This window comes from Corynebacterium sp. HMSC14B06, from assembly GCF_001807075.1.
Taxonomy (GTDB): domain Bacteria; phylum Actinomycetota; class Actinomycetes; order Mycobacteriales; family Mycobacteriaceae; genus Corynebacterium; species Corynebacterium jeikeium_D.
Genome location: NZ_KV787359.1, coordinates 1 through 24535, shown reverse-complemented (window position 1 = coordinate 24535; position 24535 = coordinate 1). Strand labels below are relative to the sequence as shown.

The window sequence follows — 24535 nt, the reverse complement described above, 5'->3', positions numbered from 1 at the left end:
ACAGCTTCTTGCCACCCCCGTAAACCCGTGTTCGGAGTCCGGAGAAACTGGGGTGTCGAATAGCGAGAATGTGGCTGATAGGAAGCGTCGTCAAACATATGAAGTGCGCGTTTACAGGAAAGGGTGGCGTCGGTGGAGTCGTTTGGGCGGGAGCTGCTGGGGCCGGTTATTCGTGCGCATCCGCGGGCGACGGTGACGCACATTGCGGATCTTCCTGCGCGTGCTGGCGTGACCGCGCCTTGGCCCGAATGGGTGCCGGGCTGGCTGAAAGAAGTGCTGGTAGATCGCAAAATTGAGAACCTGTGGACTCATCAGGCGACAACCGCGAACCTTGCCCGCGAGGGCGTGCACTGCGTCGTCGCGACGGGCACGGCGTCGGGTAAATCGCTCGGCTACCTGCTGCCCGTGCTCACAGAACTGTCCGCCACCCCCGCGGCCACCGCGCTGTACCTCTCTCCGACCAAGGCGCTGGGCGCCGATCAGCTGGACACTGCACGCGCGATGGCACCGGCGTCACTGAGTTCGCTGATTTCGCTTTACGACGGCGACACCCCACAAGACGCCCGGCGCGCCATCCGCGACCACGCCCGTTGGGTGTTTACCAACCCCGATATGCTGCATGTTTCGGTGCTCGGCAACCATGTTCGGTGGACGCGGATGCTGCGCAACCTGCGCTATATCGTCGTCGACGAATGCCATGCCTATCGAGGCGTGTTCGGCGCCAACGTCTCTCAGATTTTGCGTCGCCTCCTGCGGCTATCCCGCGAGTACGGTGCCTCGCCGACCGTGATTTTTGCCTCTGCGACGACCAACGACCCCGCTGACCAGGCTCGTCGCCTCATCGGCGAGCCTGTCGAGGCCATCACCGAAGACGGCGCCCCGGTCGGCGAGCGAACGATCGCCCTGTGGGAACCCGGCCTGCTCCCCGACCTCCAAGGCGAGAACGGCGCACCCGTGCGCCGCCCCGCCCCGACCGAGGCCGCGGATATCATGGCCGACCTGCTTGTCGAGGGCGCCCGCACCCTGACCTTCACCCGTTCGCGAAGCAGTGCTGAGAAGGTAGCGCTCGGCGTGCGTGAGCGCCTGGAGAAGCGCCACCGCAGCGATATCGCCGAGCGCATCGAGTCTTACCGCGCCGGCTACCTGGCCGAAGAGCGCCGCGACATCGAGCGCATGCTCGATGACGGCACCCTGCTAGGTGTGGCCACCACCAATGCATTGGAGCTGGGCATTGACGTCGGTGGCCTCGACGCGGTGGTGCAGGCCGGTTTCCCGGGCACGGTCGCTTCATTCTGGCAGCAGGCCGGCCGCGCGGGTCGTCGTGGCCAGGGCGCGCTGGTGGTGCTGGTGGCTCGTGATGACCCCATGGACACGTACTTGGTCCACAACCCGTCCGCACTGCTGGGCAGGCCGGTGGAAAAGACCGTCTTCGATCCCCGCAACCCACATGTGGTGTGGTCACACCTCTACTGCGCGGCTGTGGAGAAACCCGTCACCACCAGCCAGCTTCAAGCGTGGGGAACTTTGCCCGTAGCCGAAGACATGGTGTCCGCAGGCTGGTTGCGCAAGCGCACCTGGGAAGGACAAGAGCCCGTCTACTACCCAACCGACCGCGATGAAGGGCCGCGTATCGCCACTGCTCACGATGCCGTGAACGTCCGTGGCGGCGATGGCCAGGAAGTAGCTATCGTCGACCAGACCGATGGTCGACTGCTTGGCACCATCGATCTTGGCCGGGCGATGCAGCAGGTCCACGACGGTGCCGTCTACTTGCACCGCGGCGAGTCCTACGTTGTTGACCAACTGGACTTCGACAGCCTCGTCGCCCTAGTCCACCCCGAGCAGCCACGCTATTCCACCAGCTCACGCATGGACACCACCATCCGCATTCTGGACGTTGACGATATGCGCCACTACCAGGGCCTACAGGTCGCCTCCTGCCAGGTCGAGGTCTTTCACCAGGTCACCTCCTATCTTCGTCGCCTGGATACCGGCGAGATTCTCGACAGTGTTGAACTTGACTACCCTCCGCAACGTTTGGTCACGCGCGCCGTGGCCTACACAATGCCCGAGTCCACCCTGCGCTCCTGGGGCGTGGGCTCCGACATCGCGCCGGGGGCTCTTCACGCAGCCGAGCACGCGGCTATCGGCATGCTGCCTCTGATTGCCACCTGCGACCGCTGGGACATCGGCGGTGTTTCCACGGTCATGCACGCCGATACCCAGCAGCCCACCGTTTTTGTGTACGACGGGCACCCTGGTGGTGCGGGGTTTGCCGACCGTGGCTACGAGGCCTTCGCTCAGTGGATTCGCGCAACCCGCGATGCCGTCGCCGCCTGCGAGTGCGAATCCGGCTGCCCATCGTGCATCCAGTCGCCCAAGTGCGGCAATGGCAACGATCCGCTGGACAAGGCCGGCGCAATCAAGGTGCTCAGTGGGGTGTCGCGCGCGCTTAACGACGGCCAGTAGCAGCATCCTCCACCGCTACCGGCCCTGCCCTGGACGTGGCTTTTCTCTCCTTTCGTTCGACGCTGACCTGCACGTCCTCCCCATCAATCTCACAGGTCACAAGGAGTGCGTGGTTAGCTTTTGCGATTGACCCCGCAGCTTTGCAGGCATCGTCGCTCTCTTGCGCAGCCACAGCGCCGGCCACCGCAGCCAGATCCGCTGCTACCGCTGCTTGCCGAGCCTGCACCACCCTCACCCCGGCTGTAACTCCAACCAAAGTCAGAACGACGAAAGCGGCGATGAACAGTGCAGCTGCGACTGTGGTGGAACCTTCTTCTTCGCGGAGAAGGCGGGCTGTCACGTTTCTCATGACGATGCCGCTCTTTCCCGCAGTGCGACCGCGCGTGCTTCCAGCGAAAATGGCCCCGCTGAGCGCCGAATGGTCACGCGCACGGTACCGGAGGTTTCCGATATCGCGACCTGCCCATCCGCGTCTGCGCGAAGCTCGGCTACTGTCTCCGCATCGCCCCGCGCCTCAGCCCGTGCGATGGCTCCGGCCGCGTCGGTAAGCCCTAGGTACATTGCGATTGTGACCAGCCCGGACAGAGCCGTGACCATGACCGTGACCAGCGCCGCGAGACCGAAAGCGGTTTCTACCGTCGTTTGGCCTTCGTCGCCGACGCACAGGCGATGAAGCGTAGAGCGGATGCGGCTAGACATCGGTGTTGAGCGCCCTTTCGATGATGTCGGTGAGCGCCTGGGTGATATCGCCGCCGGTCACGACGGTGTAGAGCAGGGCTCCGAAAGCGGCGGCAGCGATCGTTCCGAGAGCATATTCCACGGTTGACATGCCGTTTTCCTCAGTTGCCAGAGCGTGCAGACGCTTGTGCAAATACGAGCGCAGCTGGGACTGCGCAGCGGTCAGCGGATTGGTTGGACGGTTGGAGTTTTGAGTGGTCATGAGTGTTTCCCCCTGTGTGGATGTCGAGTGACAGGTCAGTTGTGAGGTGTGATGTGCATTGACGCGCGTTGATGCGGGTTGATGCGTGTTGGAATGCGGCGCGGCAGGCGGACCACGCGCACAACCGAAGTCACAGCTGAGAGCGCAACCAGCACTGCATCCGGCGCGTGCCAGCGCGCGGGGCTTGGCGCAGAAGTGTCCACGCTTCATGACGGCATCAGTCCTGCAAACATTTCGTCGGCAAGCCCAGCGATGGTGGGCACCAAACCCAGCACCACAAACGCGGGTAGAAAGCACAACGCCAGCGGCCCGGCAATGAGGACACCAGCCTTTTCGGCGACGGCTTGCGCCGCATCGTGCGCTTGACTGCGGTACATGGCAGCGGTGTCCTCCAAGGCCTGCGCCAGAACGGTGCCGGATTCGCTTGCTCGGCGCCCAGCTGTCGCCAGGGGCACGAGCGCGGGTGTGGCAGCAAGGCTTTCCCAAGTGGAGTGCGCGCCCACGGACAACCTGGCGGAACACTGTCGAAGTGGCTCGGCCAGCTCAGGGTTTGCACCATCGGCAGCTGCTGCCATGGCCTGTGACAACGGCATACCGGAGCTCAAACAAGCGCCAATGATGTCGAGGGCCGCTGCGGCATCGAGCAGCACAGCCGAGCTGATGCGCTCACCTCCAATGAGAGTTCGCACACGTTCCCGCACCTGTGCGGCAATCTGCGACACCCGATTGGTCACCTGTCGACGTAGGCCTCCTCGCACACGAGCATCCGACTCGGCTACCAATTCGGGCAGTCGGCTGCGGACGGGATTGAACGTCGGCAAGCAGAGGTAGACGGCGATGAGAAGTGCGGCGGCAATCATTGTCCGGCCTCCGCACGATCGATGATGGCGACCGCCCATTCGATGCCCGCGCACACCAGCCCGACACCGATGACCAGCACAATTCCTCCGATACCGCGACTGAGGAACTCGAATGGGGACGCTCCGAAAGCTTGCCCCATGACCAAACCGAACACCGGCAGCGATGCCAAGATGGCGATCGTCATGCGCGGTCCCGCCAGCGCGGCAGACGTCTGTGAGCGATGCGCCTGACGAGCCTGCAGATCACCCCGCGCGCAGTCCAGCAACCCAGCCAAACTCAGACCGTGTTGCTGCGCCACCGTCCACATACGCCCAATCCGGCGCAGTTGCTCCGAAGATTCTTCGCCCTCCCACGGGTCGGCGAAGTTCGCGCGATGCGCCGCGTGCGCGAGATGATCAGCCAACACAGTCTCATCCCCTGACCTGCGCAATTCCGCTGCTGCCGCGTTGAGCGCTCGTGAAGCCGCCGCTCCTGCGCGCAGCCGCGCGGTCAAAGTTTCCAGCGCTACCGCAGCGCTGTCCGCTTCCCGACGTTCACAGCGCCTCTCCCCCACAGCGCGCACTACTGCCCCTGCGGTGCGACCCAGCAACAGCCCGGCTATGACACCTGGAATCCCGGCGAGCCACAGCAACACGAGTGCTGGGCCTGCAACGATGAGGATTGATAGTCCTGCAGTTCGATTCGCACTGCCAGTGCTTACTGCACTCGACCCCGTGGAACCAGCACCAAGTCCAACCATGCGCTGCAACCACTTCAGCCCGCCGGACACCTCGCGGCCACGGCCTGCCAGTGCTCGCGAGCGCACCGCCGCCGAGCTGTCCGGCCAGATAGCGACCGCCGCAGCCGCTCCCCCAATGAGCATCGCCACGCTAAACCCTTCCCCCATAGCTGTTAATCTCCCCGTCTAATCCCCTGACTTTTCCTCTAGTCATTCCATCGGGTATTCCACCGGTTATTCCCCGCCGACCAGCAACTTCTGCAACGCTTCCCAACCCGGCCCAGGCCCATCCCGAGCAGTCCAGACCTCCACCACCTCCGGTGGGTTACCGCGTAGCAGCCCGATCTGTGCCAGCCTGCGAACATCAGCGCGTTCGACCACCAACACCACCTGCACCGCCGAGACCAACTGCGCATGCAGCCCGGCGCGACCAAGGCCACCGATCAGCCCCAAGGTCTCAAAGCGCGCCACGACATCCCCAATGCGGTTGGCGTGAATTGTCCCCGCCCCACCGCGATGCCCCGTATTCAACGCTGCCAGCAGATCCACCACTTCGGCGCCTCGAATCTCCCCGACGACAATGCGGTCGGGACGCATGCGCAACGCCTGCTTCAGCAACTCCTGCTGCCCAATCGCACCGGCGCCCTCCAGGTTGGCGGCCCTGGTCACCAGCTTCACCACATGCGGATGCTGAGGCTGCAGCTCCGGAGTGTCCTCGATACACACAATGCGCTGGTCAGGATTAACTTCTGAGAGCATCGCCGCCAATAGCGTGGTCTTTCCCGCACCCGTGCCACCGGCGACAATAAACGACAGCTGTCTCGCCACGATTCCCCGCAACACCGGCAGAATTTTCGGTGGAAATAGCCCGACATCGCATAGCTCCGCAAGTCCGCGACGAGCCGGACGCAGCACCCGCAGGCTAATCTGAGTGCCGGTCGCCGACGGTGGGGAAAGCACCGCATGAACTCGCACACCACAGCCGCCGACACCACCAGGAATATGGCCGTCTGCCCAGGGTTGCGCGTCGTCAAGCCTTCGTCCACACCGCGACGCGAGCCGCACCGCATACGCGCGCACCTCGCCCTCGTCCGCGAAGGAAATCTCGGCGCGCTCCAGTCCGTTGCCGGCGTCGACCCAGACCTCGCCCGGCGCGGTGACCAGCACATCGCTGACACCCGGGCGTCGCAACAGCGCATCCAACACACCCGCGCCCACTGTTTCCTCGCGAATCGTGCGTAGAATCTCCAGCACCTTCACATCGGAGACAACCCCCGAGGTCTCTGCGCGAATGATGTCGGCGACCTCGCTATGCGATGCCACCCCAGGCCGCTCCGCAAGCGCCGTCCGCACCGCCGCCAACAGCCTGACGTCATCCATCGCCACCACCGCCGACAAGGGCAAACATCGCTTCCAATCCCCGCGTCAGCTTGCCGACGGTTCCAGCGAGCCCGCCCACATCTATCTCGTGAGCTACCTTCTTGCAGTACTCAATCTCACCAACAATAGGCAGGTCGAGAGCGTATTCCACCTCTTCGACACTGATATCGCGGTGCTGCTGGTACCTCACTGCAAGATTTGGGGTGAACCCCGCCTGTGCACAGATGCTCGCCAAGTGCCCAGCGGCTGCGATGGCTCGAACGGAGGTGGGCAGGACTATGACGGTGTCATCGGCAAGTGCGCCGAGAGTGGTGACGTACTCCACCTGCTTCGGGCAGTCCACGATGACCGTAATTCCGGCATGAATAAGGCAACTAATGGTGCTGGCAATGTGCCGGACATCGTCGGGCCTGTCGGTTCTGTCGGCGCTGTCGAATTTGTTGTTCGCCGAGGCGTGGTTGTAAGTCGTCTCGGGCGTGCGACTGCGAGTCCACGTCAACACTTTCAGAGCGGGTGATCGCGGGCAGGATGGCAGTGCTTCGTAGAGTGCCGCTCCGTCGAGACGACCATCAGCAGCCGAGAAGTCCTGCCACCTCAATCCCGGTTCCGTTTCCATCCCGAGCACCAGATCAATGCCTCCCGCGAGCACGTCCGCGTCCACCAAACAGATGGGCCTTTCACGGGAAAGAACCAATGCACTCGCCGCCGCGGCAATGGAAGCCCCGGCACCGCCGACCGCAGGAACCAACATCAGGCACGTTGCCGTGGAATCGGTTGTAGTTGCCGGCACGTTCGGTACGGGTTCTGTACCCGGTGCTGTAATCACGTCTGCGAAGGCAGGTGACGCTGGGTTCTGATGGTGGTTCAGGTGGTTCGAGCGGTTTTGGCAATCGGAGGGCTTCGGAGCATCCGGGCGTACGTCGCCACGGCCGAGCAGCTCGACAATATCGACGTTGTCCGCGGGCAAACTGGCGCTGTAAACAGGAGCTAAAACCTCCGCTACCTGCGCATCTTCCGCCTCAGTATCACTGCGGACCAGAAAGATCGCTCCCTCACTATGAGGCCGTCCGGTCAATCTTCGGGCTGCCGGTGCATCGACGAACACCGCTGGTGCCCGACGCCACAGGGCCGATGACACTCCCGCTCCTGTCGATACTGATGATGGGGAAGGCTCTGGGGCTGATGATGATAGTGATGCTGGCGGCGAAGCAAATGTTTGTGCGGCCACTGACGCTGCAGCCACAGGTGGCACGGTCTCCTGCACACAGTCACGACCGGTAGCAGCGACTATGAGCGCAACCTCTTCACGCAGCGCTTCATCATCGACGGCGTTGACTACTGGATTTGTTGGAGCCTCGGTTCGCTGAGCCATGGACAGTTTCTTGATCGCCATGGCCATAGCGTGCACTACAGGGCGGATTCAATGATGCCCACAAGGGGCCAAAACCTCGCTGTCTGTGGATAATTTTCAGACTGTGGATAACTGCAGAACGCCACGTCGCCTTTGCCTTATGCCACTGCGTGGCATGACTACTGCGCGGCCTGGCCAATGCAAGTTAGTGACTGCGTTTATGACAAAAATGGCACGAAAAATGGCTTGAAAGTGTCATAAACTCATACAGTTTCACATTTGCAGCCTGTAACTTTTTCTACATAACCCTCAACATTGGGCAAAAAGGGGCGACGCCCCGCGCCGGGGGGGGATTGGCGCGAGGCGTCTTTAACCGGCTCGGGGGGGGGGGATTGAGCCGGGGCGGCCTCGCAGTCTGTTTCTAAAAAGAACAAGAAGGGGCCAGCCACGTCCAAGTATTACATATCCCGAGGAATCTGCAAATACCTTTCAAAGGATTTAATGCCCAATATGTTCGATGTCACGTCTCCTCGATTAATCGCGCCCAAAACTGCCACGCCCCAATCGCCCCAGTTCCCCACCCAGCAGTTAAACACTCATAATGCTCTCCCCGTGCCCGACATCCATGGGTAAGCTCGGAGTCTATGAACACCGGCGAGAACAAGGCTTCAACAACGCCGCAGCCGCGCGCTTCTACGGACACGAGCAGCTCTAAAGATGCCCAAATCGCTGCAGGCCTCCACGCCACCGCTGACTCTCGCGTCGCTGCGTTCTTTGACCTGGATAAAACCATTATTGCCAAGAGCTCGGCATATGCGTTCAACAAGCAATTCCTCGAGCGCGGCATCATTTCGCCGACAGACATGCTGCAAATGGCGCTCAGCCATGCCCTATACATGTCGCAGGGGCATGATGAGGCGCAAATGGAGGCCACCCGCGAGCAGTTTTCCGCTCTTATCGCTGGTCACAGCGCCAGAGAGCTGCGCCAGGTCGCCATCGAAACCCTAGAGCAGAACATCACGCCGTACATCTACGCCGAGGCTTTGGAGCTCATTCGTGAACACCGCGCACAGGGGCATCAGGTGTTCATTATCTCGGCATCGGCTCGGCAGATTGTTGAGCCCATTGCGCAGGCACTCGGTGTCTACAACGTGGTGGCCACCGAACTGGAGGTCCGCGATGGGATCTTCACGGGTGAAACGGAATTCTTCTGCCGCGGCGAAAACAAGGCCGTGCAGATGCGTCGGATAGCGGAAAAGCGCCAGTTCGACCTGGCCGAATGCTTCGCATACTCGGATTCCATCACTGATGAGCCCATGCTGTCTGCAGTCGGCCATCCCGTCGTGGTCAATCCCGATCGCGCCCTGCGCAAGATTGCGACGGAGCGTGAGTGGCCTGTGCGCCAATTCCGGAATCCCGTCCCGCTGTTTCGCGCGCCGTCGAAACGCAATGCTGCAATCCTTTCCGGTGTCACGCTGGCGCTTGGCGCGGGTGCGACGTTGTTGGCACTGCGCAAAAACGACGACGAGTCAAAGGCCGACTAACCCACCATCCAGCAGCCGGCCTGCCTACACCGCTTCGGCGATACCGCGTGCTTCCACGGCACCGGCCTTCAGCCCCTCCAGGTGCAGGAGAATCCACGCACGCAGGCCATCAGCGCTTCCCGACGCAAACCCCTCTGCGGCCTCGAAATACTCCTGGCGGTGGCGAGTCCAGTAGACCTCGGGCACGGCCAAGCCACGCGGATCCAGGCCGGTTGCGACAGTTGTCAGCCGCGAGGCGGCGCGGGCGATGATGCCGTTGTGGTACTCGAAGGGACGCAGAGTCAGCAGCTCACCGTGCACAATCGCCGAGAGCACGCCAGCATGGATCTGGCTGCGGCCAGTGATGAAGTCACCGAGCACGTGCAGACGCTGCTCCTTCATCGCGGATGAGAGCTTGTCGTCACCGACCGGACGGCCGGCCTTCATCCGCGCCTCGGAACCGTCTTCAGTTTCACCTGCGGGCGATGCGTTCAACGCAAACTTGGCCAGCACCTGCTGCGGAGCGCGCTGCCACACGCGGGTGGTCTCACCAATTGACTCCGGGGAAATGGTGTCGGCAACCCGCAGGGCTGCTGCGAGTACGGGATCGGTGATGTTGCCGTCGTCGGGAAGCGATGGCTCGCCGCCTTCTAGCCACGCCGATGCCCGAGCGCCACGCAGGACCGACTCGGAACCGGTGACGTTGTGCTTGCGCAGGTTGGCTTTGTGCCTATGGACGGACTGGATGGCCTTGGCCGCGACATCAGCCGCGTGTGCAACGCCGTCGAGCTGCCACAGGGGCGCGAGGGGGTCCTTGGGGTCAAGCTGCGGAATAGCAGCGGCGGGAGCACTGTCAGCGCCACCGGCACCCGATTCAGATGCCTTCGCCTGCGCTGCCTCACGCTCTGCGCGCTTCTTCGCCGACACGGAGGACACACCCAGGCTCATGCCAGCTAGGCCACCCTTTCCGACACCGGCGCCATTGCCGACAGCATTGCCGGCACCGGCACCAACTCCATCGGCTCCACGCACGTTCTCAGGCTGATTGTTCATATCCCACACCCTAATTCTTCACCGCTAAGTAAGTGACAAACTTATATAGAAATGGTCAAAGATGAGAAAAACTTCAACGAGTTCTTGGCTTTTTCGCCCTTATGGCGCGCCCTACCCACAATCAGAGGTAGTATGGCAGTTTGTAACTGCAGTTTTAAAGTTTCAAACCATCTTTTCCAACCATCTGCGTAGGAGGAAGTACACGTGAGCAACGACGATACGAAGGGTCTCTTTACCGACGGCACCGAACCGCGTGTTACCGCTATCCCGCTGAGTGATGTGGATAGCAACGCATCGGGTGATGCTAGCGTCGGCCAGCTCGTGTCTAATGCTTCTTCGCAGATTTCCGCTCTGGTTCGCTCTGAAATTGAGCTGGCCAAGGCCGAAATTGCTGGCGAGGCTAAGAAGGGCGCAGTTGGCGGTGGCTTCTTCGCGGTTGCCGGCGTCGTCGCGCTGTACTCCTCGTTCTTCTTTTTCTTCTTCCTCGGCTGGCTGCTGGATGTTTGGCTGCCAACCTGGGCTGCATTCCTCATCGTTTTCGTTCTGATGCTGGTCATCGCCGGTGTCGCGGCGCTGCTGGGTCTGAAGAAGGTCAAGTCGATCCGCAAGCCGGAGAAGACCATCGAGTCGATGCAGGAGCTGAAGGGGGTCGTGCCGTCGGGGTCGGCAAAGAAGTCTTCGCAGTCGAACGGTATGTACACCTAAAGGCTTAAAAAGTAATTGGGCGGGACTTGTTGGTCTCGCCCTTTTGTCTTATTCAGTCCCGGTTTAAGCCCTTCGGAAAAGGTATTTTCCCCTCATGACCTCCCTCAGCGATTCTCTTACCGGCCCCTGGCGTCATCGTCTCATTCACGTCCGCGGCCAGCGCCTACACATCGCCGAGTGCGGCCGCCCCTCCGATCCGCTCGTGTTGTTTATTCACGGCTCGACTGGCGGTTGGTTTGAATGGCGCGAGGTTTTGCCACTGCTTAACGACGACTCGGGCGACCCCCTCCCCGTGCATGCTGTGGCTATTTCTATGCGTGGCTACGGTCAGTCCGACCGAACACCGCATGGCTACGATCCGTTTGAGGCGGCCCAGGACATCGCCTCGTCGATTCGCTCGTTGGGGCACTCGACCGCACTGCTGGTCTGTCAGGGGTTCGGCACGTGGGTGGCATGGACGCTGGCCTCGCGGCAGCCGAACCTTGTTGCCGGAATTATTGGTTGTGGTGCTGCACATCCGAAGGTGTGGCTCAACCAGTTGAAGAGCCCGTGGTCGGAGGACTTCCGCAATAGCCTTGCCCCGCTGCTGCGCCGTTCGTGGTGGGACTCGCGGCCACGGGTGCCGCGTTTTCGCCGCAATAAGTTCAGCACGCAGGCAGCTGAGGCTCGCCAGCAGCGACTGATTGACCGCATTGTCCGCGAGTCCATGTCCACCGCCGGAGAGGGGTTCGCCGAGACCCCTGAGGGGAAACAGACCGCGGAACTCATGGCTGACAGCCTGGCCAGTGGCGCACTCCGCCCTGCACTGGCTCACATGAATTGGTGGACGCGACCGGCCCCAGTCGCTTTCCGCAAGTGGTTGGGTGCGATGGAGGGCTCGTCGAAAAGCGATGAGCACACGGTGCTGCTCGTCGGCGAGCAGGACACTCGTACCCCACCTGCGCTGGTGGAGCTCAGCTCCACCCACGTGCGCGTCATCCCGGGCTGTGGGCACTTCCTGCCGGTAGAAAAACCGCAGGCTGTGGCGCAGGCAATCAGAGATCACCTGCACTGGTTGCCGGAGGGATCTTAGGCTCCGGCACGGCTGAAGCCAGCCAGAACTCTCCTGCGGCTGGGACTAGGGGCTGCCCTGCCCACAGACACACAACTTACCGCTTACCCCGCCACGCACTCCCGCGTGCTGATGGCCCCGTAGTGATCCATCGCCTCATCAATGTGTGGCTGGACCTCGGCGTGCGTCAGCGCGTAACCAGTCTGGTCATTGTTCACACCGGCACCGAAGACCAAGCCCAGGATCTGGCCCTGTGGCGTAATCAGTGGGCCGCCCGAGTTGCCGTGGCGCACATCTGCCTTCAGAACATAGGACTGGCGCTCGTGTCGAGTCGACGAATAAATATCCGGGCCTCGAATAATAATGTTCTCCGTCACGCGCGCAGGCGTGGCTTTAAAGGGGCCGGACTCGGGAAAGCCCAGCACTACCGCGTCATCGCCCGGACGAGCTTCCTGGTCCGCCCACTGCATAGGCTCCAGGGGTAGGTCGGTGGTCCGGAGCAAGGCGACGTCGTCAAGCGGATTGTAGTGCACGACGTTTGCGTCAGCCATGCCGACCACAGTTTCCAGCCGAACAGTGGTGGCGCCGGCGACCACGTGCGCATTGGTGAGAATCAGATCCGGTGCGATGACAAAGCCCGTGCCCTGCAGCAAGCGTTCGCACTGCGGGGCCTCGCCCAAGACGCGGACGATGGACGGTCGAATACTGTCGACGACACCTTGTGAAATCACATTGGGGTCGGCGGGTTCGTCGGGGACGTTCTGCTTGTAGCCGAATGGCGGAGCGATGGCGGGCATTCCATCGTCGCGGAGCTGACGGAGGATGCCACTGAAGCCGTCACTCCATTCGTCGGGCGCGACCTGGTCAATGAGGTTCATGCCCTTGGACTCACGCACCCAGTCGGCGAACTGCCCGGGCACGGCGGTGGCCAGGGGTACGGCGATCATCCATGTCACTACCAGCGCAGTCACGGACTGCACGATGGCACCAAGGCTCGAATCCAGGCCGACTGCCAACGGCGAGCGAATGGTATTCCGCAGCGACTGCCCTGCCACTGTTCCCACCGCATGACCAATCAGGGCGAACAGAATCACTGTGCCGAGGCCCAGAAGAACCTTTCCCGACTGGTTCTCGACCTGCGCCATAGCTAGCGGCGCCAAGGGCACACCAATGACCAAGCCCAGGACAACGCCCAAAATGGCCATAATCGACGAGACGGCGCCCTGCTGCCAGCCGACGATAAGCGCGAAAATGAAGACCGCCAGCAGCGCAACGTCAAACACAGCGATTGCAGGCATCATCGTCGGCCTCCCTTCAGTACGGACAGTTTTTCACCATTAGCGGAACGCGCGAGCACCGGCAAAAGTTTCTGCACGTTGGTGTCGTCCCACGGTTCCGACCAGCCGGCCACGTCTAGCAAGTAGGACAGCACGCCGCCGGTAAAGCCCCAAACGACGAAGTCACCAACCTTAAATGCCGGTCCTGTCCAGCCGTGATAGCCCAGCATCATGCGGTTGTCCGGATTCGTCAGGTGGCTAATTGGCACATTGAGCACCGATTCCGTCTCTGCAGGGTCGACCACACGCAGCGGATGCGGTGCATGCCAATACGCCAACACCGGATTCACCGCGAAGCCAGTCCGCGAAATGTCAATCGAGTCCAGCACCCGCACCGGCGTCACCGTCTCCCGGTTCAGCCCGGTCTCTTCTTCAGCTTCGCGCAGTGCGGTATCGACCTCGTCCACGTCCTCCGGGTCCACGCGACCGCCCGGAAACGCCATCTGGCCCGCATGCTTACGCAGCGTGGTCGCCCGGTGCGTAAGCACCACGCTGGCATCCTCCGGCCGCTGGTGCACCTGCGCATCACCGCTGAGCAGCACCAACACTGCCGACCGCGCAGGATTCCGCAACGGCTTTTCCTGCGTCGAGGAGTCTCGCCGCAACTTCGCAAACGCGCGCTTCACGCTTGACGACGAAGCGGAGCGCCCGGCCCCCTGCTCCTTCGAGTAGCCTGCTGTGGCGTGGCTGGTGCTGGAGCTGGTGGCCTGGTTGGTGCCGGCAGCCTGGCCAACTGCGTCGGAATCAGCGCTGACCAGGTGCGGCGGCAAACTATTGGTCAACCACTTCGGCAGATACAGCCCCGAGCTTGCGTCACGATTCCACGACTGTCCCTGAGTCACTTCAATGCACCTCGCACGAGATCAGTAATCTGCTGCGCATCGGTGAATTCACCGGGATGAATGGTCGCCACTGTGCCATCTGCCTTAAACACCACGGTGATGGGCACAACTCGCGGTAGATTCAACGCTGGTCCGACCACGTCGACCGTGTCCGAGTAGGTCGGTAGATTCACTCCGATTTCCTGCAGGAAGGCCTGGCCACGCCCCGCCTCGCGAGCCGCATGCACCGTCGCCACCTGCACGTCCGGATTGTCCTTGGCCCATTGCTCAATAAGCGGTAGCTCTTGGCGACACGGCGCACAGTTCCACGCCCAGACATTAAGCACTGTCGGCTTGCCCTCGACGACCTGGCCCATGTCTACCAGTTCCGTTCGGCCAGCCTCGTTGCTCTGATCCGCTGAGTCTCCCGACTCCGCCAACAGCGGCAAGCGCACACCGGCCAGCGAGCCACTACCCGCTACCGCCGCGATCTCGTCCTTCGACATCGCTGGCGCCGCCGATGCACCATCCACCTCATCATCACTGCCGGTGCCATCACTGCCAGCGCCATCCACACCGGCACTCACACCAGCTCCGGCCCCACCATCATCGGCCTCGTCATTGCCACCAGTGGTATTCACAATCGCGAAAACCACCAGACCCACAATGCTAACTCCCGCGATGAGCAGCGTAATCAGCGATGCCGAACGGTTAACGTCCACCTGCCGATCCTCATAGTGGCCACCATTGTGACTATGACCGCCCTGCTCATTCACGAAAAGTGCTCCTCGACTAGTCCTGTGTCGCTGTGGTGTTGCGCGCGCTATCCCCGTCGTCAAGCGCGGAAAGTTCCTCCCCACTGTAGCCGTCATTAAGACCGGCCAGGTAGAGAAGCCATTCCCTGTCGTCTGACTTAATCAACTTCTCCGCAGTCTCCGGCTCCGCCGGACCCGCGACACCATACGACGGGCAATCCGCCGCCAAGAAGCACGCCCCGCACGCCGCCCGGCGCGAATGGCACACCCGGCGACCGTGGAAAATCAGGCGATGCGAAAACCACGTCCACTCCGCGCGCGGTAGCACCTCCATCATCTCGTGCTCAACGCGCACCGGATCTTCCTGCTCTGTGAGCCCCATGCGCCGCACCAGACGCCCAAAATGCGTATCGACCGTCAAACCCGGCACCCCAAAAGCATTCCCCAGCACCACGTTTGCCGTCTTTCGCCCCACGCCCGGCAGCTTCACCAGCTCCTCCAACGTGCCCGGGACCTCGCCGCCGTGCTGCTCCATCACCCCCTGCGCAAAGCCGATAATGTTCGCAGCCTTATTCCTATAGAAACCCGTCGGCCGAACGAGCTCCTCGACCTCCTCCTGATTCGCAACCGCCAAATCGGCAGGGCTGGGGTACCTAGCGAACAGCGCCGGCGTGGTCATATTCACCCGCACGTCCGTACACTGCGCCGACAGAATCGTCGCCACCGCGAGCTCATACGGATTACGAAAGTCCAGCTCACAGTGAGCATTCGGGTATGCCACCGCCAGCGTGCGGTTAATCCGCCGCGCGCGCCGCACCATACCCAGGCGCGTCTCCTTCCCTCGCGCCGCCGGATGCGCCCCCACCGCCCGACGCTTCTTCGACGTCAGGGATCCCTGCGGGTGCGTGGGCTGGGGTTTGTTTATCTGGTGCGTGCTTAACGACGATGCCTTGCCAGTCGTATCCATGGTCGTAGTGTATCGGCTACCCCGGATTGCAATTCGCGTGCGCACCTTTCGCGGGCCGAATCTTTAGATTCGTCCGGGATGCGGATGGAACCGGTAGCGGCTCGGGCATATTCGGTCAAAAACCAAAGAAGTCATGCCCCACCACATCTTGGAACACCGTTAGCGAATTATTAGTTATAAATACACAGTTCAGCGGCTTTTCACCAGAATTCCCCACAGGCGCAGTGGCTCGTTTGCTACAGTGGTGCTTATCACATCTTGGTGACGGCGTAGTTTTGGGATGCATCTGTAGAGGCGATTTGTCGTGAAATTCGCCCAGGGATGAACCTGCCTTGAAGGCTGGCAGCGGCGTTACCGGGAAAGACCGAAAGTAGTGGGACTAGTGGGACGGGGTAGTTTCTCTTCCTGTTTGGCCACTGCAATCTGTAGTCGAGTGCTAATTTGGCGGCTGCTGGCCTGTATTTACGGTGGTTAGTGGCCAAAGACAGGAGAATTTTACCGTGGATGACGTCAAGGAGATTCTCTCCCGGGCCGGTGTATTTCAGGGAGTCGACCAGGAGGCTGTGCAGGCCTTGCTCGGCGAGCTCGAGACGGTTCGCTTCCCGCGTGGAACCACCATCTTCAATGAGGGTGAGCCGGGCGATCGGCTCTACATCATTATTGATGGCAAGGTGAAGCTGGCTCGTCGCTCAGCCGACGGTCGTGAAAACCTGTTGACCATCATGGGCCCGTCCGACATGTTCGGCGAGCTCTCCATCTTCGACCCGGGCCCGCGCACCTCTTCGGCGGTCTGCGTCACCGAGGTTTCCGCCGCATCCATGAGTGCCGATCAGCTGCAGGAATGGGTTGGTTCACACCCGGATGTTCCAGCTCAGCTGCTGCGCATGCTGGCCCGCCGTCTGCGCCGCACCAACAATTCACTGGCTGACCTCATTTTCACCGACGTCCCAGGTCGCGTTGCTAAGTCCCTGCTTCAGCTGGCCAATCGCTTCGGTGTTCAGGAAGGTTCTGCTCTCCGCGTGAACCACGACCTGACTCAGGAGGAAATCGCACAGCTCGTCGGCGCCTCCCGAGAGACCGTTAACAAGGCTCTGGCAGAGTTCGCCCACCGCGGCTGGATTCGCCTTGAGGGCAAGTCCGTGCTCATCTCCGATACGGAGCGTTTGGCCCGCCGCGCACGTTAGCTTGTTGCGCACGTTAGCTTGTGGCGCTTGCGGCGCTGCCCAAACGACTCACATCCCGCAGCCTCTGCTTTTGGATCCTCGGTTCCCGTAGGAGCACATGAAACGCATGAGGCTCGCGGGATTTTTGTTGTCTTCCCCCGCTGGCCTGGCATGCTGACCTGGTATGCCGGCCTGCCATGCTGACCTGGCATGCCGGCCAAGTTTGGCGCACTTATCGATGCTTTTCTGCCACTTATCGATGCTTTCCCGGCACCTATCGATGCACCATTCACCGATTTCTCCTTGCATCAATCACTTATCGATGCGCTGTTCACTTGTGCGCGCGCTATAGCTCATCGACAAGTGGATACCTCATCGATAAGTGATTGAGCTGGCCCCGACGAGGCCAACCCACCCAACCGGCACTAGCCCACCCCAACTAGCACTAGCCCAAACAAAAAGCGCGCAACCCGCAAAACTGCAGGTCACACGCTCTTTTCATGCGGTGAGTCAAGCTCAGCTTCACTCAAGCTCGGCTTCAGCCAAGCCTCAATTAAGCTCAGCCCAGACCAGCCCAGCAACCGGCCAAAGCCAAAGCCAAAACCCAAGCCGAAGCCCAGCAACTACTCCCCGTGATCGCGCAGGTAGCGCAGGGTCACACGAGTCGACTGCTCAGCAGCATGACGCAGCACCGGATCGACATCGGTGTAAATCTCATCCACAATCTGGTCGACCGTAGCTTCGTCGCCCAGCTTGGCAACGGCATCTTTCACCTGCTGAAGGCGCAGCTTACGACGCTCAATGTACTTCTGCGTCATCACAGTGATGTCCGGCAGGTCAGCACCATGACCAGGCAGCAGACGAACACCCTTGCCGCGCGAATCCAGCATTTTCAGGGTTTCCATGTACTTACCCAGGTCGCCGTCGGTCTCCGAGATCATAGTGGTGTGGCGGCCAGCGATCGTGTCACCGGTAACGATGCCTTCAACATCGTCCTCGCCATCACCAGTGTGGATGAAGAAGCAGACGGAATCAGCGGTGTGACCAGGGGTTGCCACGACCTCAATCTGCGGAGTCACTCCGTCGAGGACGATACGTTCGCCGTCGACAAGCGGATCCTGACCTCCCGCGCAGTACTGAGACTCCAGCTCACGAATCGGCGCGCCGGTGAGCTGGCGGAAACGTGCGGCGCCATCAGCATGGTCGCCATGACGGTGCGTCAGCAGAATCAACGCAACGTCGCCGGCATAGCGCTGGAGGACGTTCAGGTGTCCCTCGTCCTCCGGACCCGGATCGATGACAATGCTGCGGCTATCCCCCTCAGCCTTAATAACGTAGGAGTTCGTACCCTCCAGCGAAGAGTAGCTGGGGTTCGGGCACAGAACGACGCCCACAGACTGAGAAATCTGACGCAGTTGGCTATACGCAGGATGCTCCATGTCCTCTATCCTACGTGGTTGCGCAATCCGGGGAGCGCGCCACGTCGTCCAATTCGGCTCATTTGGGTGTAAGCACGCTTCACGACGTCCCGGAGAACGCAACATCCCCACTGGTCACGGCAGCAAATACAGCAGCTACTGGGTTACTTCAACGATGATCTCGACTTCCACGGGTGCGTCCAGCGGAAGCTGATTCACACCCACTGCCGAGCGAGCGTGCTGGCCGCGTTCGCCGAAGACGTCGCCGAAGAGTTCCGAGGCTCCATTGATAACGCCCGGCTGACCAGTGAATCCGGCGGCGGAATTGACGAAGCCGACGACCTTCACGATGCGGGTGACATTGTCGAGACCGACCTCGGCATCGACTGCGGCCAAAGCGTTGAGAGCGCAGGTGCGGGCGGCCTCCTTGGCCTCCTCAGCAGTGACCTCTGCGCCGACGTGGCCGACGTGGGTGAGCTCGCCGTTAACGAATGGGAGCTGACCGGAAGTGAAAACAAGGTTGCCCGTGCGCGTTGCGGGTACGTAGGCCGCAACTGGCGCGGCAACAGCAGGCAGGGCAAGCCCCAGGTCCTCGAGGGCCTGGGAAGGAGTGCGAGATTCAGAGTTGCTCATTTAAGTTAAGCCTTTCCACGGCGGCTAGGGTCCGGCGAATAAAGCCGGGCAAAGAAAGATGGCAGCCAACCGTGAGTCAGCTGCCAATCGAAAGCACAACCGCCGTTGCTAGTTAGGTGCTAGACACCGAGGTAATTAGTCAGCCTTCGGGCGCTTGAAGTACCCAACGTGGTTTTCGCCGGTCGGGCCCGGGAGAACGGTGACGAGTTCCCAGCCGTCCTCACCAAAGTTGTCCAGGATGGCCTTGGTGTTATGAATGAGCAGCGGTGCGGTGAAGTATTCCCATTTAGTAGTCATGGGAGCTACTTTATCTGTCCCCCAGCCTCGCGCGCTGGGGGTTCAATTTTACTTCGGTTTTACTTGGTACTTAGCCAGCTGTCCGCCAGTTCGGCGGCTTTACTTGGCCAGCTTTGCCTTGCGCTGAGCTGCGTACTGCTCAGCGTAGAAGTCGGCCCACGAAGTAATTTCCGGGTGCTCGCGCAGCATTGCGCGGCGCTGACGCTCGGTCAGGCCACCCCAGACGCCGAACTCGACGCGGTTATCCAGAGCGTCGGCACGGCACTGCAGAACCACTGGGCAGTGGCGGCAGATAACTGCGGCTTCGCGCTGTGCGGCGCCGCGAACGAACAACTTATCCGGGTCAATATCGCGACACTTAGCGCGCGGGACCCACTCCTGGCGATCGCGGAAGCTCTCTACACCGAGCTCGTATTCTGGCGTAGTAGCAGTGCGGTTGCGATCTGGAATCGTGGCGGTCATTGTAGCCTCCTCGTGCCTGCGATTTTCGTTATTTCGAAATAGTTTCAACTAAATAGTGCTGAAATTTTGTTGTAAGTCTATTCACACCACCCAAATAATGTCGATTGGGTCACACTAGAAGGGTGGACGTGGCGCATCTCTAAATATAACGATGCAGGTGGGGCAACTTTTTCCAACAAAAGCACGGGGGTGATTTGCGTCACTATGAAAACCTTTTTCCGGAAACCACTACACGACGAGTTGCGCGGTGTTGTAAGGGCATTCGTAGCGCCCCCTCCCCCGCTCGCCAGGCGTTTTACTGGACTCCCCGGGCATGTCACTAGGTGGATTTTCGAAAACCCACTTCGGCTCAATCCGCCCTACCTTGTAGTGTGATTGCTGTGAATAAAGGTTCGACGCTGTTCAAGCTCTCCGTTGCCACTGTGTTGGCAGCGTTGATTATGGCCAGCGCCCTCTTTCCTCTTGTGGGCGGCTCGGCCTACCTCGTTGCGCGCACGGCTGATGAATTCACGTCGGCGTCGCGGTCGGTGATTTCTAAGGACGCACCAGGGGTCACCACTATTACGGATCGTAATGATCAGCCAATTGCGTGGCTCTATGATCAGCGGCGGTTTAATGTGCCGTCGGAACGCATCTCGCCAGCTATGAAGGATGCGCTGGTCAGCGTGGAAGATAGGCGCTTTTATGAGCACTCTGGTGTGGACTGGAAGGGTACTGCTCGTGCGGCGGTAAAGAACTTCATGTCTCAGTCAGTGCAGGAAGGCGCCTCCACGATTGAGCAACAGTTGATTAAGAACCACACGCTGCTCGTAGACGCGCAGTCGGAGTCGGAGCGCCGCGCTGCCACTGCCACGGATTATGGCCGCAAGATCCGCGAGATTCGCATCGCGTTGGATCTGGAAGATGAGCTGACGAAAGACGAGATTCTGACCAAGTATTTAAACTTGGTCCCCTTCGGCAATGGCGCTTTCGGCGTCGAAGCTGCAGCTCAGACCTACTTCGGCATTCCCGCGTCCGATCTGAATGTCCCGCAGGCCGCTCTGCTCGCGGGCATGGTTCAGCAATCTTCCGGGCTCGATCCGTATACAAATCCGGAAGGTGCGCATGCACGGCGTAACGACGTGCTTGCGGCTATGGAATCCACGGGGGCAATTGGCCCGCAGGAGGCTCAGGACGCCAAGGCAGCTGATCTCGGTATTCTTCCGGAGCCTCAGCGCCTGCCGCAGGGTTGCATCGCGGCGGGCGATCGCGGTTTCTTCTGTGACTATGTGGTCTCTTACCTGGAGAACCACGGTATTGATGCCAAAAAGCTGAAGCGCGGTGGCTTCCATGTGAAGACCACACTGGACCCGCGTGTGCAGGACAGCGTGCAGGAGTCTCTGCGTCAGCAGGCGTCACCGACTGCGGATGGCGCAGCTGAGGTTATGAGTTTGCTTGAGCCTGGGGATGACTCCAGGAGGTTGCTCGCGATGGCGTCGTCACGCGTATACGGCCTCGATGCGGAGCAAATGCAGACCGTGCAGCCGCAGCCATTTACGCCGGTAGGCAATGGCGCGGGCTCGATTTTTAAGATTTTCGCGGCAACGTCGGCGGTGGAAAAGGGGCTGGGTATTGATACCCACTTCCCGGTGCCGCGTCGTTATGAGGCCTCCGGGCTGGGCACCGGTGGCGCAGAGGGCTGCCCTCCGGGCCTGTACTGCGTGGAGAACGTGGGCAGTTTCCCGCCGTCGATGTCACTGCGTGAGACGCTCGCGCGATCGCCGAATACTCCTTTTATTCAGATTTCGGAGCTGGTCGGCGTTGATGGCGTGATGGACATGGCAGTACGCCTGGGCATGCGCTCATACACGGAGCCGGGCAGTTTTGATGGCGAGTCCTCGGTGGCGGACTATGTCTCGGAGCATAAGCTCGGCTCGTTCGTGCTGGGTCCGACGTCGGTGAATAACCTTGAGCTGTCCAATGTCGCTGCCACCCTGGCCAGTAATGGCCGCTGGTGCGAGCCCTCTCCAATTGAGTCGATTACGGACTTCAAGGGCAATGCGGTCAAGCTGAATGTGCCACCGTGCGAGCAGGCGGTGGAGCCGGGGGTTGCGCACGCGATTGCTAATGCGCTCAGCAATGATGCCACCGATGGCACTGCGAAGGATGCCGCGAAAGAGCTGAATTGGGACGGCCCAGTCGCGGCTAAGACCGGCACCACCGAGTCGAACCAGTCCGCGGCATTCCTGGGCTTCACCGGCGGTCTGGCCGGATCGGTTTACGCCTACAACGACACCCCGACTGTCACGGAGCTGTGCACGTCACCACTGCGGCAGTGCCCGAGCGGCAACCTCTTTGGTGGTCGTGAGCCCGCGCGCACATGGTTCGGCGCAGTCGGCCCAATTATCGAGGACTATGGCGGAAAGAATCTCCCCCCATTGGATTCGGACTACGGCCTGGGCACCTCTATCACCCAAATGCCGAATGTGGTGGGCATGCAGAAGGCCGAGGCTCGGGAGACCCTTAAGAAGGCTGGCTACAAGGTAGAGGAACGTACAGTGTCCCACACGGGTGAGTCGCGCGGAATCGTGGTCGGACTGGATCAGCCACCGCTGCTTCTCAAGGGTGGCACCGTCACAATCCGCGTGGCCGATGGCACCCGTCGTCCGACCCCGCCACCAGCGCCGTCACCGCGACCGGAGTCGACGACGCCCCGGCCGGATCCACTACCGCAGTTCCCTCGGCCAAACACTCCACCGGCGCCGAGCTTGCGGGATCTGATTCCGCTGCTGCCGTTCTAGTTCACCCTAGAAGGCAGCTCCAACGCTTATCGCCGAAAAGGGAAAACGGCGAAAGGTCGCGCTAGCCCTGCAGGGCAGCCTTAACGGCCTCGGAAAGCCGCTTGCCATCGACCTGGCCAGCGGCCTTTTCCTTAGCCACCTTCATAACCTGGCCCATGATCTTCATGCTCGGCGCATCATCGCCAGCAACCTCGGCCACGGATTCCGCAACGAGGTTCTTCACGGCGTCGTCGTCAAGCTGTTCCGGCTGGTAGCGGGCGAAAACCTCTGCTTCGGCGAGCTCGGCGTCGGCAAGTTCCTGGCGGCCGTTCTCGGCATACATCTCAGCGGACTCGCGACGCTTCTTGACCTCCCGTTCAATCACACGCAGCACCTCGTCATCGGTGAGCTCGTGCTTGGAGCCGGAAACCTCTTCGGTCTGGATAGCGGCCTTCAGCATGCGCAGCGCCGCGACGGTTTCCTTGTCGCGGGCCTTCATTGCGGCGGTCATATCGGAGACAATTGTGTTCTTCAGTTCACTCATACGCCCTAGATTACCGCTGTAGTTGATAGTGTCTCTGTCATGACATCGCGCGCTTTTTCCAACCGAATTCTGCGGTCTGCCGCAGCTATCGCCACGCTTGGCTTGACGACGTTCCTCTACGCGAACCAAATCGAATTGCGCGCATTTAAACTCCACCGTGTGCAAGTTCCCGTGCTGGCACCCGGCACGCTCGCCCGGGCGGGAAAGCGCGAGGGTGAGCCTTTCCGGATTCTGCATGTCTCCGACTTCCACATGCTCCCCGACCAGAAGCTGAAGCAGAAGTGGGTTGCCAGCCTCGATGCTCTGAACCCTGACCTGGTGATTAATACCGGCGACAACCTGGGCAGCGACAAGGCCGTTCCCAGTGTCCTCGCAGCGCTCGGCCCCCTACTGAACCGTCCGGGCGCCTTCGTGTTCGGTACGAATGACTACTTCGCGCCACGGCCTGTCAATCCGCTGAAGTACCTGACAGGCAAGAAGCGCAAGCCCTCACGCGTCGAACTGCCGTGGCGCGGCATGCGCGCTGCGTTTATCGAGCACGGCTGGCAGGATGCCACCCATGCCCGGCTGGAGTTTGTGGCGGGTGGCGTGAAGGTGGCGCTGTCCGGTGTAGATGACCCTCATCACGAGTTGGAGGATTATTCGCAGATCGCCGGTGCTCCGAATGCGGATGCCGACATCGCTATCGGCCTGTCGCACTCGCCAGAGCCCCACGTGTTGGATGCTTTTGCGGAAGACGGCTACGACCTGGTGCTTTCTGGTCACACACACGGTGGCCAGGTGTGCCTGCCCGGCGGGAAGGCCATTGTGACCAACTGCGGTATCGACCGCTCGCGGGCCTCGGGGTTGTCGCGCTGGACCGAGAAGACATGGCTGCATGTCTCCAATGGCCTTGGCACTTCCCCTTACGCTCCGGTGCGCTTGTTCTGCCGCCCATCCGCGACCTTGATTGAGGTTGTGGAGCGGGATTCGTAGTTCGTAGTCCGTCGGGGTGCAGTTCGTAGTTTGTAAGGGCGCGGCGGAGGCCGCGGCTTGTCCCCGCAGCCCGTTAAGCAGGCGTTTTGCATTCTGACTCAGCGTCGGGCTAAAGTAAGTCCTCGCAAGCACAGCACTGAGACGTATGTTCCCAGTTCGTGTCTGTGGCCTCGGGGTATGGCGCAGCTTGGTAGCGCGCTTCGTTCGGGACGAAGAGGCCGTGGGTTCAAATCCCGCTACCCCGACCAAGTAGAAACCCTCTCTCACCTGGAGTTATCCAAGTGAGGGAGGGTTTTGTCATTGGCTTCTGGGCCTACTTTTCGGGTTAAGTAAAGAAAAGTGTGTCCGCATGC

General features: G+C 61.1%; 25 protein-coding genes and 1 tRNA gene. 8 read left to right on the top strand and 18 right to left on the bottom strand.

Annotated elements, in window-relative coordinates; genetic code table 11:
* The first annotated feature begins 132 nt into the window (after positions 1–132).
* On the top strand, positions 133–2469 hold the full coding sequence (locus tag HMPREF3130_RS02265) for a DEAD/DEAH box helicase (RefSeq protein ID WP_070429255.1): 2337 nt from the start codon (positions 133–135) through the stop codon (positions 2467–2469).
* Here the strand turns inward: HMPREF3130_RS02265 and HMPREF3130_RS02260 are convergent.
* From HMPREF3130_RS02260 to HMPREF3130_RS02230, 8 genes are all read right to left on the bottom strand, one after another.
* Complete coding sequence (locus tag HMPREF3130_RS02260) at positions 2453–2818, bottom strand: Rv3654c family TadE-like protein (RefSeq protein WP_049171052.1); 366 nt, start codon at positions 2816–2818, stop codon at positions 2453–2455. The genes HMPREF3130_RS02265 and HMPREF3130_RS02260 overlap by 17 nt on opposite strands.
* Positions 2815–3168 (bottom strand): TadE family type IV pilus minor pilin, encoded by a 354-nt coding sequence (locus HMPREF3130_RS02255; RefSeq protein ID WP_053092999.1) that lies wholly within the window; start codon positions 3166–3168, stop codon positions 2815–2817. The genes HMPREF3130_RS02260 and HMPREF3130_RS02255 overlap by 4 nt, the downstream gene beginning before the upstream one ends.
* On the bottom strand, positions 3161–3409 hold the full coding sequence (locus HMPREF3130_RS02250; RefSeq protein WP_049189400.1) for a DUF4244 domain-containing protein: 249 nt from the start codon (positions 3407–3409) through the stop codon (positions 3161–3163). Before HMPREF3130_RS02250 ends, HMPREF3130_RS02255 begins: the two co-directional genes overlap by 8 nt.
* A gap of 35 nt (positions 3410–3444) precedes the next feature.
* Positions 3445–3612 (bottom strand): hypothetical protein, encoded by a 168-nt coding sequence (locus HMPREF3130_RS11315; protein WP_155877871.1) that lies wholly within the window; start codon positions 3610–3612, stop codon positions 3445–3447.
* Between the two features lie 3 nt (positions 3613–3615).
* On the bottom strand, positions 3616–4269 hold the full coding sequence (locus HMPREF3130_RS02245) for a type II secretion system F family protein (protein WP_016421934.1): 654 nt from the start codon (positions 4267–4269) through the stop codon (positions 3616–3618).
* Positions 4266–5156, bottom strand: a complete 891-nt coding sequence (locus HMPREF3130_RS02240; protein WP_070429254.1) for a type II secretion system F family protein — start codon at positions 5154–5156, stop codon at positions 4266–4268. The genes HMPREF3130_RS02245 and HMPREF3130_RS02240 overlap by 4 nt, the downstream gene beginning before the upstream one ends.
* Positions 5157–5222: 66 nt before the next feature.
* Positions 5223–6368, bottom strand: a complete 1146-nt coding sequence (locus HMPREF3130_RS02235) for a TadA family conjugal transfer-associated ATPase (RefSeq protein WP_016421932.1) — start codon at positions 6366–6368, stop codon at positions 5223–5225.
* Positions 6361–7761 (bottom strand): CpaE-like family protein, encoded by a 1401-nt coding sequence (locus HMPREF3130_RS02230; protein ID WP_246815097.1) that lies wholly within the window; start codon positions 7759–7761, stop codon positions 6361–6363. Before HMPREF3130_RS02230 ends, HMPREF3130_RS02235 begins: the two co-directional genes overlap by 8 nt.
* A gap of 602 nt (positions 7762–8363) precedes the next feature.
* Between HMPREF3130_RS02230 and HMPREF3130_RS02225 the strand changes: the two genes are divergently transcribed.
* A complete protein-coding gene (locus HMPREF3130_RS02225) occupies positions 8364–9263 on the top strand; it encodes an HAD family hydrolase (protein ID WP_083276324.1) in 900 nt (299 codons plus the stop codon).
* Between the two features lie 24 nt (positions 9264–9287).
* Here the strand turns inward: HMPREF3130_RS02225 and HMPREF3130_RS02220 are convergent, their stop codons facing one another.
* On the bottom strand, positions 9288–10295 hold the full coding sequence (locus HMPREF3130_RS02220) for a Fic family protein (RefSeq protein WP_083276323.1): 1008 nt from the start codon (positions 10293–10295) through the stop codon (positions 9288–9290).
* Positions 10296–10499: 204 nt separating this feature from the next.
* Here HMPREF3130_RS02220 and HMPREF3130_RS02215 point away from each other — a divergent pair, with 204 nt between their 5' ends.
* Together HMPREF3130_RS02215 and HMPREF3130_RS02210 are read left to right on the top strand one after the other, a co-directional pair.
* A complete protein-coding gene (locus HMPREF3130_RS02215) occupies positions 10500–11000 on the top strand; it encodes a phage holin family protein (RefSeq protein WP_016421928.1) in 501 nt (166 codons plus the stop codon).
* Between the two features lie 94 nt (positions 11001–11094).
* Entirely contained in the window at positions 11095–12072 is a 978-nt protein-coding gene (locus tag HMPREF3130_RS02210) for an alpha/beta fold hydrolase (protein ID WP_070429252.1), read from the top strand.
* Between the two features lie 83 nt (positions 12073–12155).
* Here HMPREF3130_RS02210 and HMPREF3130_RS02205 read toward each other — a convergent pair whose 3' ends face one another.
* From HMPREF3130_RS02205 to nth, 4 genes are read right to left on the bottom strand one after another with little or no spacing between them, the layout of a single operon-like run.
* Positions 12156–13352, bottom strand: a complete 1197-nt coding sequence (locus tag HMPREF3130_RS02205; RefSeq protein WP_070429251.1) for a MarP family serine protease — start codon at positions 13350–13352, stop codon at positions 12156–12158.
* Positions 13349–14230, bottom strand: coding sequence for an NUDIX hydrolase (locus HMPREF3130_RS02200; protein WP_070429250.1), 882 nt, complete (start codon positions 14228–14230; stop codon positions 13349–13351). The genes HMPREF3130_RS02205 and HMPREF3130_RS02200 overlap by 4 nt, the downstream gene beginning before the upstream one ends.
* Positions 14227–14985, bottom strand: a complete 759-nt coding sequence (locus HMPREF3130_RS02195) for a TlpA family protein disulfide reductase (RefSeq protein WP_070429249.1) — start codon at positions 14983–14985, stop codon at positions 14227–14229. The genes HMPREF3130_RS02200 and HMPREF3130_RS02195 overlap by 4 nt, the downstream gene beginning before the upstream one ends.
* A 16-nt stretch (positions 14986–15001) precedes the next feature.
* On the bottom strand, positions 15002–15784 hold the full coding sequence (gene nth, locus HMPREF3130_RS02190) for an endonuclease III (RefSeq protein WP_052317827.1): 783 nt from the start codon (positions 15782–15784) through the stop codon (positions 15002–15004).
* 647 nt (positions 15785–16431) lie between these two features.
* Between nth and glxR the strand changes: the two genes are divergently transcribed.
* Entirely contained in the window at positions 16432–17115 is a 684-nt protein-coding gene (gene glxR / locus HMPREF3130_RS02185; protein WP_005511668.1) for a CRP-like cAMP-activated global transcriptional regulator GlxR, read from the top strand.
* Between the two features lie 602 nt (positions 17116–17717).
* Here glxR and HMPREF3130_RS02180 read toward each other — a convergent pair.
* The 4 genes from HMPREF3130_RS02180 to HMPREF3130_RS02170 all read right to left on the bottom strand — a co-directional run bounded on the left by HMPREF3130_RS02180 (position 17718) and on the right by HMPREF3130_RS02170 (position 19904).
* Positions 17718–18533, bottom strand: coding sequence for an MBL fold metallo-hydrolase (locus tag HMPREF3130_RS02180; RefSeq protein ID WP_005511689.1), 816 nt, complete (start codon positions 18531–18533; stop codon positions 17718–17720).
* Positions 18534–18668: 135 nt separating this feature from the next.
* A complete protein-coding gene (locus HMPREF3130_RS02175) occupies positions 18669–19145 on the bottom strand; it encodes a RidA family protein (RefSeq protein ID WP_070429248.1) in 477 nt (158 codons plus the stop codon).
* Positions 19146–19280: 135 nt separating this feature from the next.
* The gene (locus HMPREF3130_RS11210) at positions 19281–19442 is read right to left on the bottom strand and encodes a Sp36 family protein (RefSeq protein WP_005511670.1); all 162 of its coding nucleotides are present in this window, start codon (positions 19440–19442) and stop codon (positions 19281–19283) included.
* Between the two features lie 99 nt (positions 19443–19541).
* Positions 19542–19904 carry a WhiB family transcriptional regulator gene (locus HMPREF3130_RS02170; protein WP_038627417.1) on the bottom strand — a complete coding sequence of 121 codons (363 nt, stop codon included), beginning with the start codon at positions 19902–19904 and terminating at the stop codon, positions 19542–19544.
* A gap of 380 nt (positions 19905–20284) precedes the next feature.
* Between HMPREF3130_RS02170 and HMPREF3130_RS02165 the strand changes: the two genes are divergently transcribed.
* Positions 20285–22684, top strand: a complete 2400-nt coding sequence (locus HMPREF3130_RS02165; protein WP_246815096.1) for a transglycosylase domain-containing protein — start codon at positions 20285–20287, stop codon at positions 22682–22684.
* Positions 22685–22745: 61 nt separating this feature from the next.
* Here the strand turns inward: HMPREF3130_RS02165 and HMPREF3130_RS02160 are convergent, their stop codons facing one another.
* The gene (locus HMPREF3130_RS02160) at positions 22746–23207 is read right to left on the bottom strand and encodes a GatB/YqeY domain-containing protein (protein WP_049189436.1); all 462 of its coding nucleotides are present in this window, start codon (positions 23205–23207) and stop codon (positions 22746–22748) included.
* A 39-nt stretch (positions 23208–23246) separates the two neighbouring features.
* On the opposite strand from HMPREF3130_RS02160, the gene HMPREF3130_RS02155 reads away from it, so the two are divergent.
* On the top strand, positions 23247–24182 hold the full coding sequence (locus tag HMPREF3130_RS02155; protein WP_070429246.1) for a metallophosphoesterase: 936 nt from the start codon (positions 23247–23249) through the stop codon (positions 24180–24182).
* A gap of 171 nt (positions 24183–24353) precedes the next feature.
* Positions 24354–24430 (top strand) — tRNA-Pro (locus HMPREF3130_RS02150).
* The last annotated feature ends 105 nt before the right edge of the window (positions 24431–24535 follow it).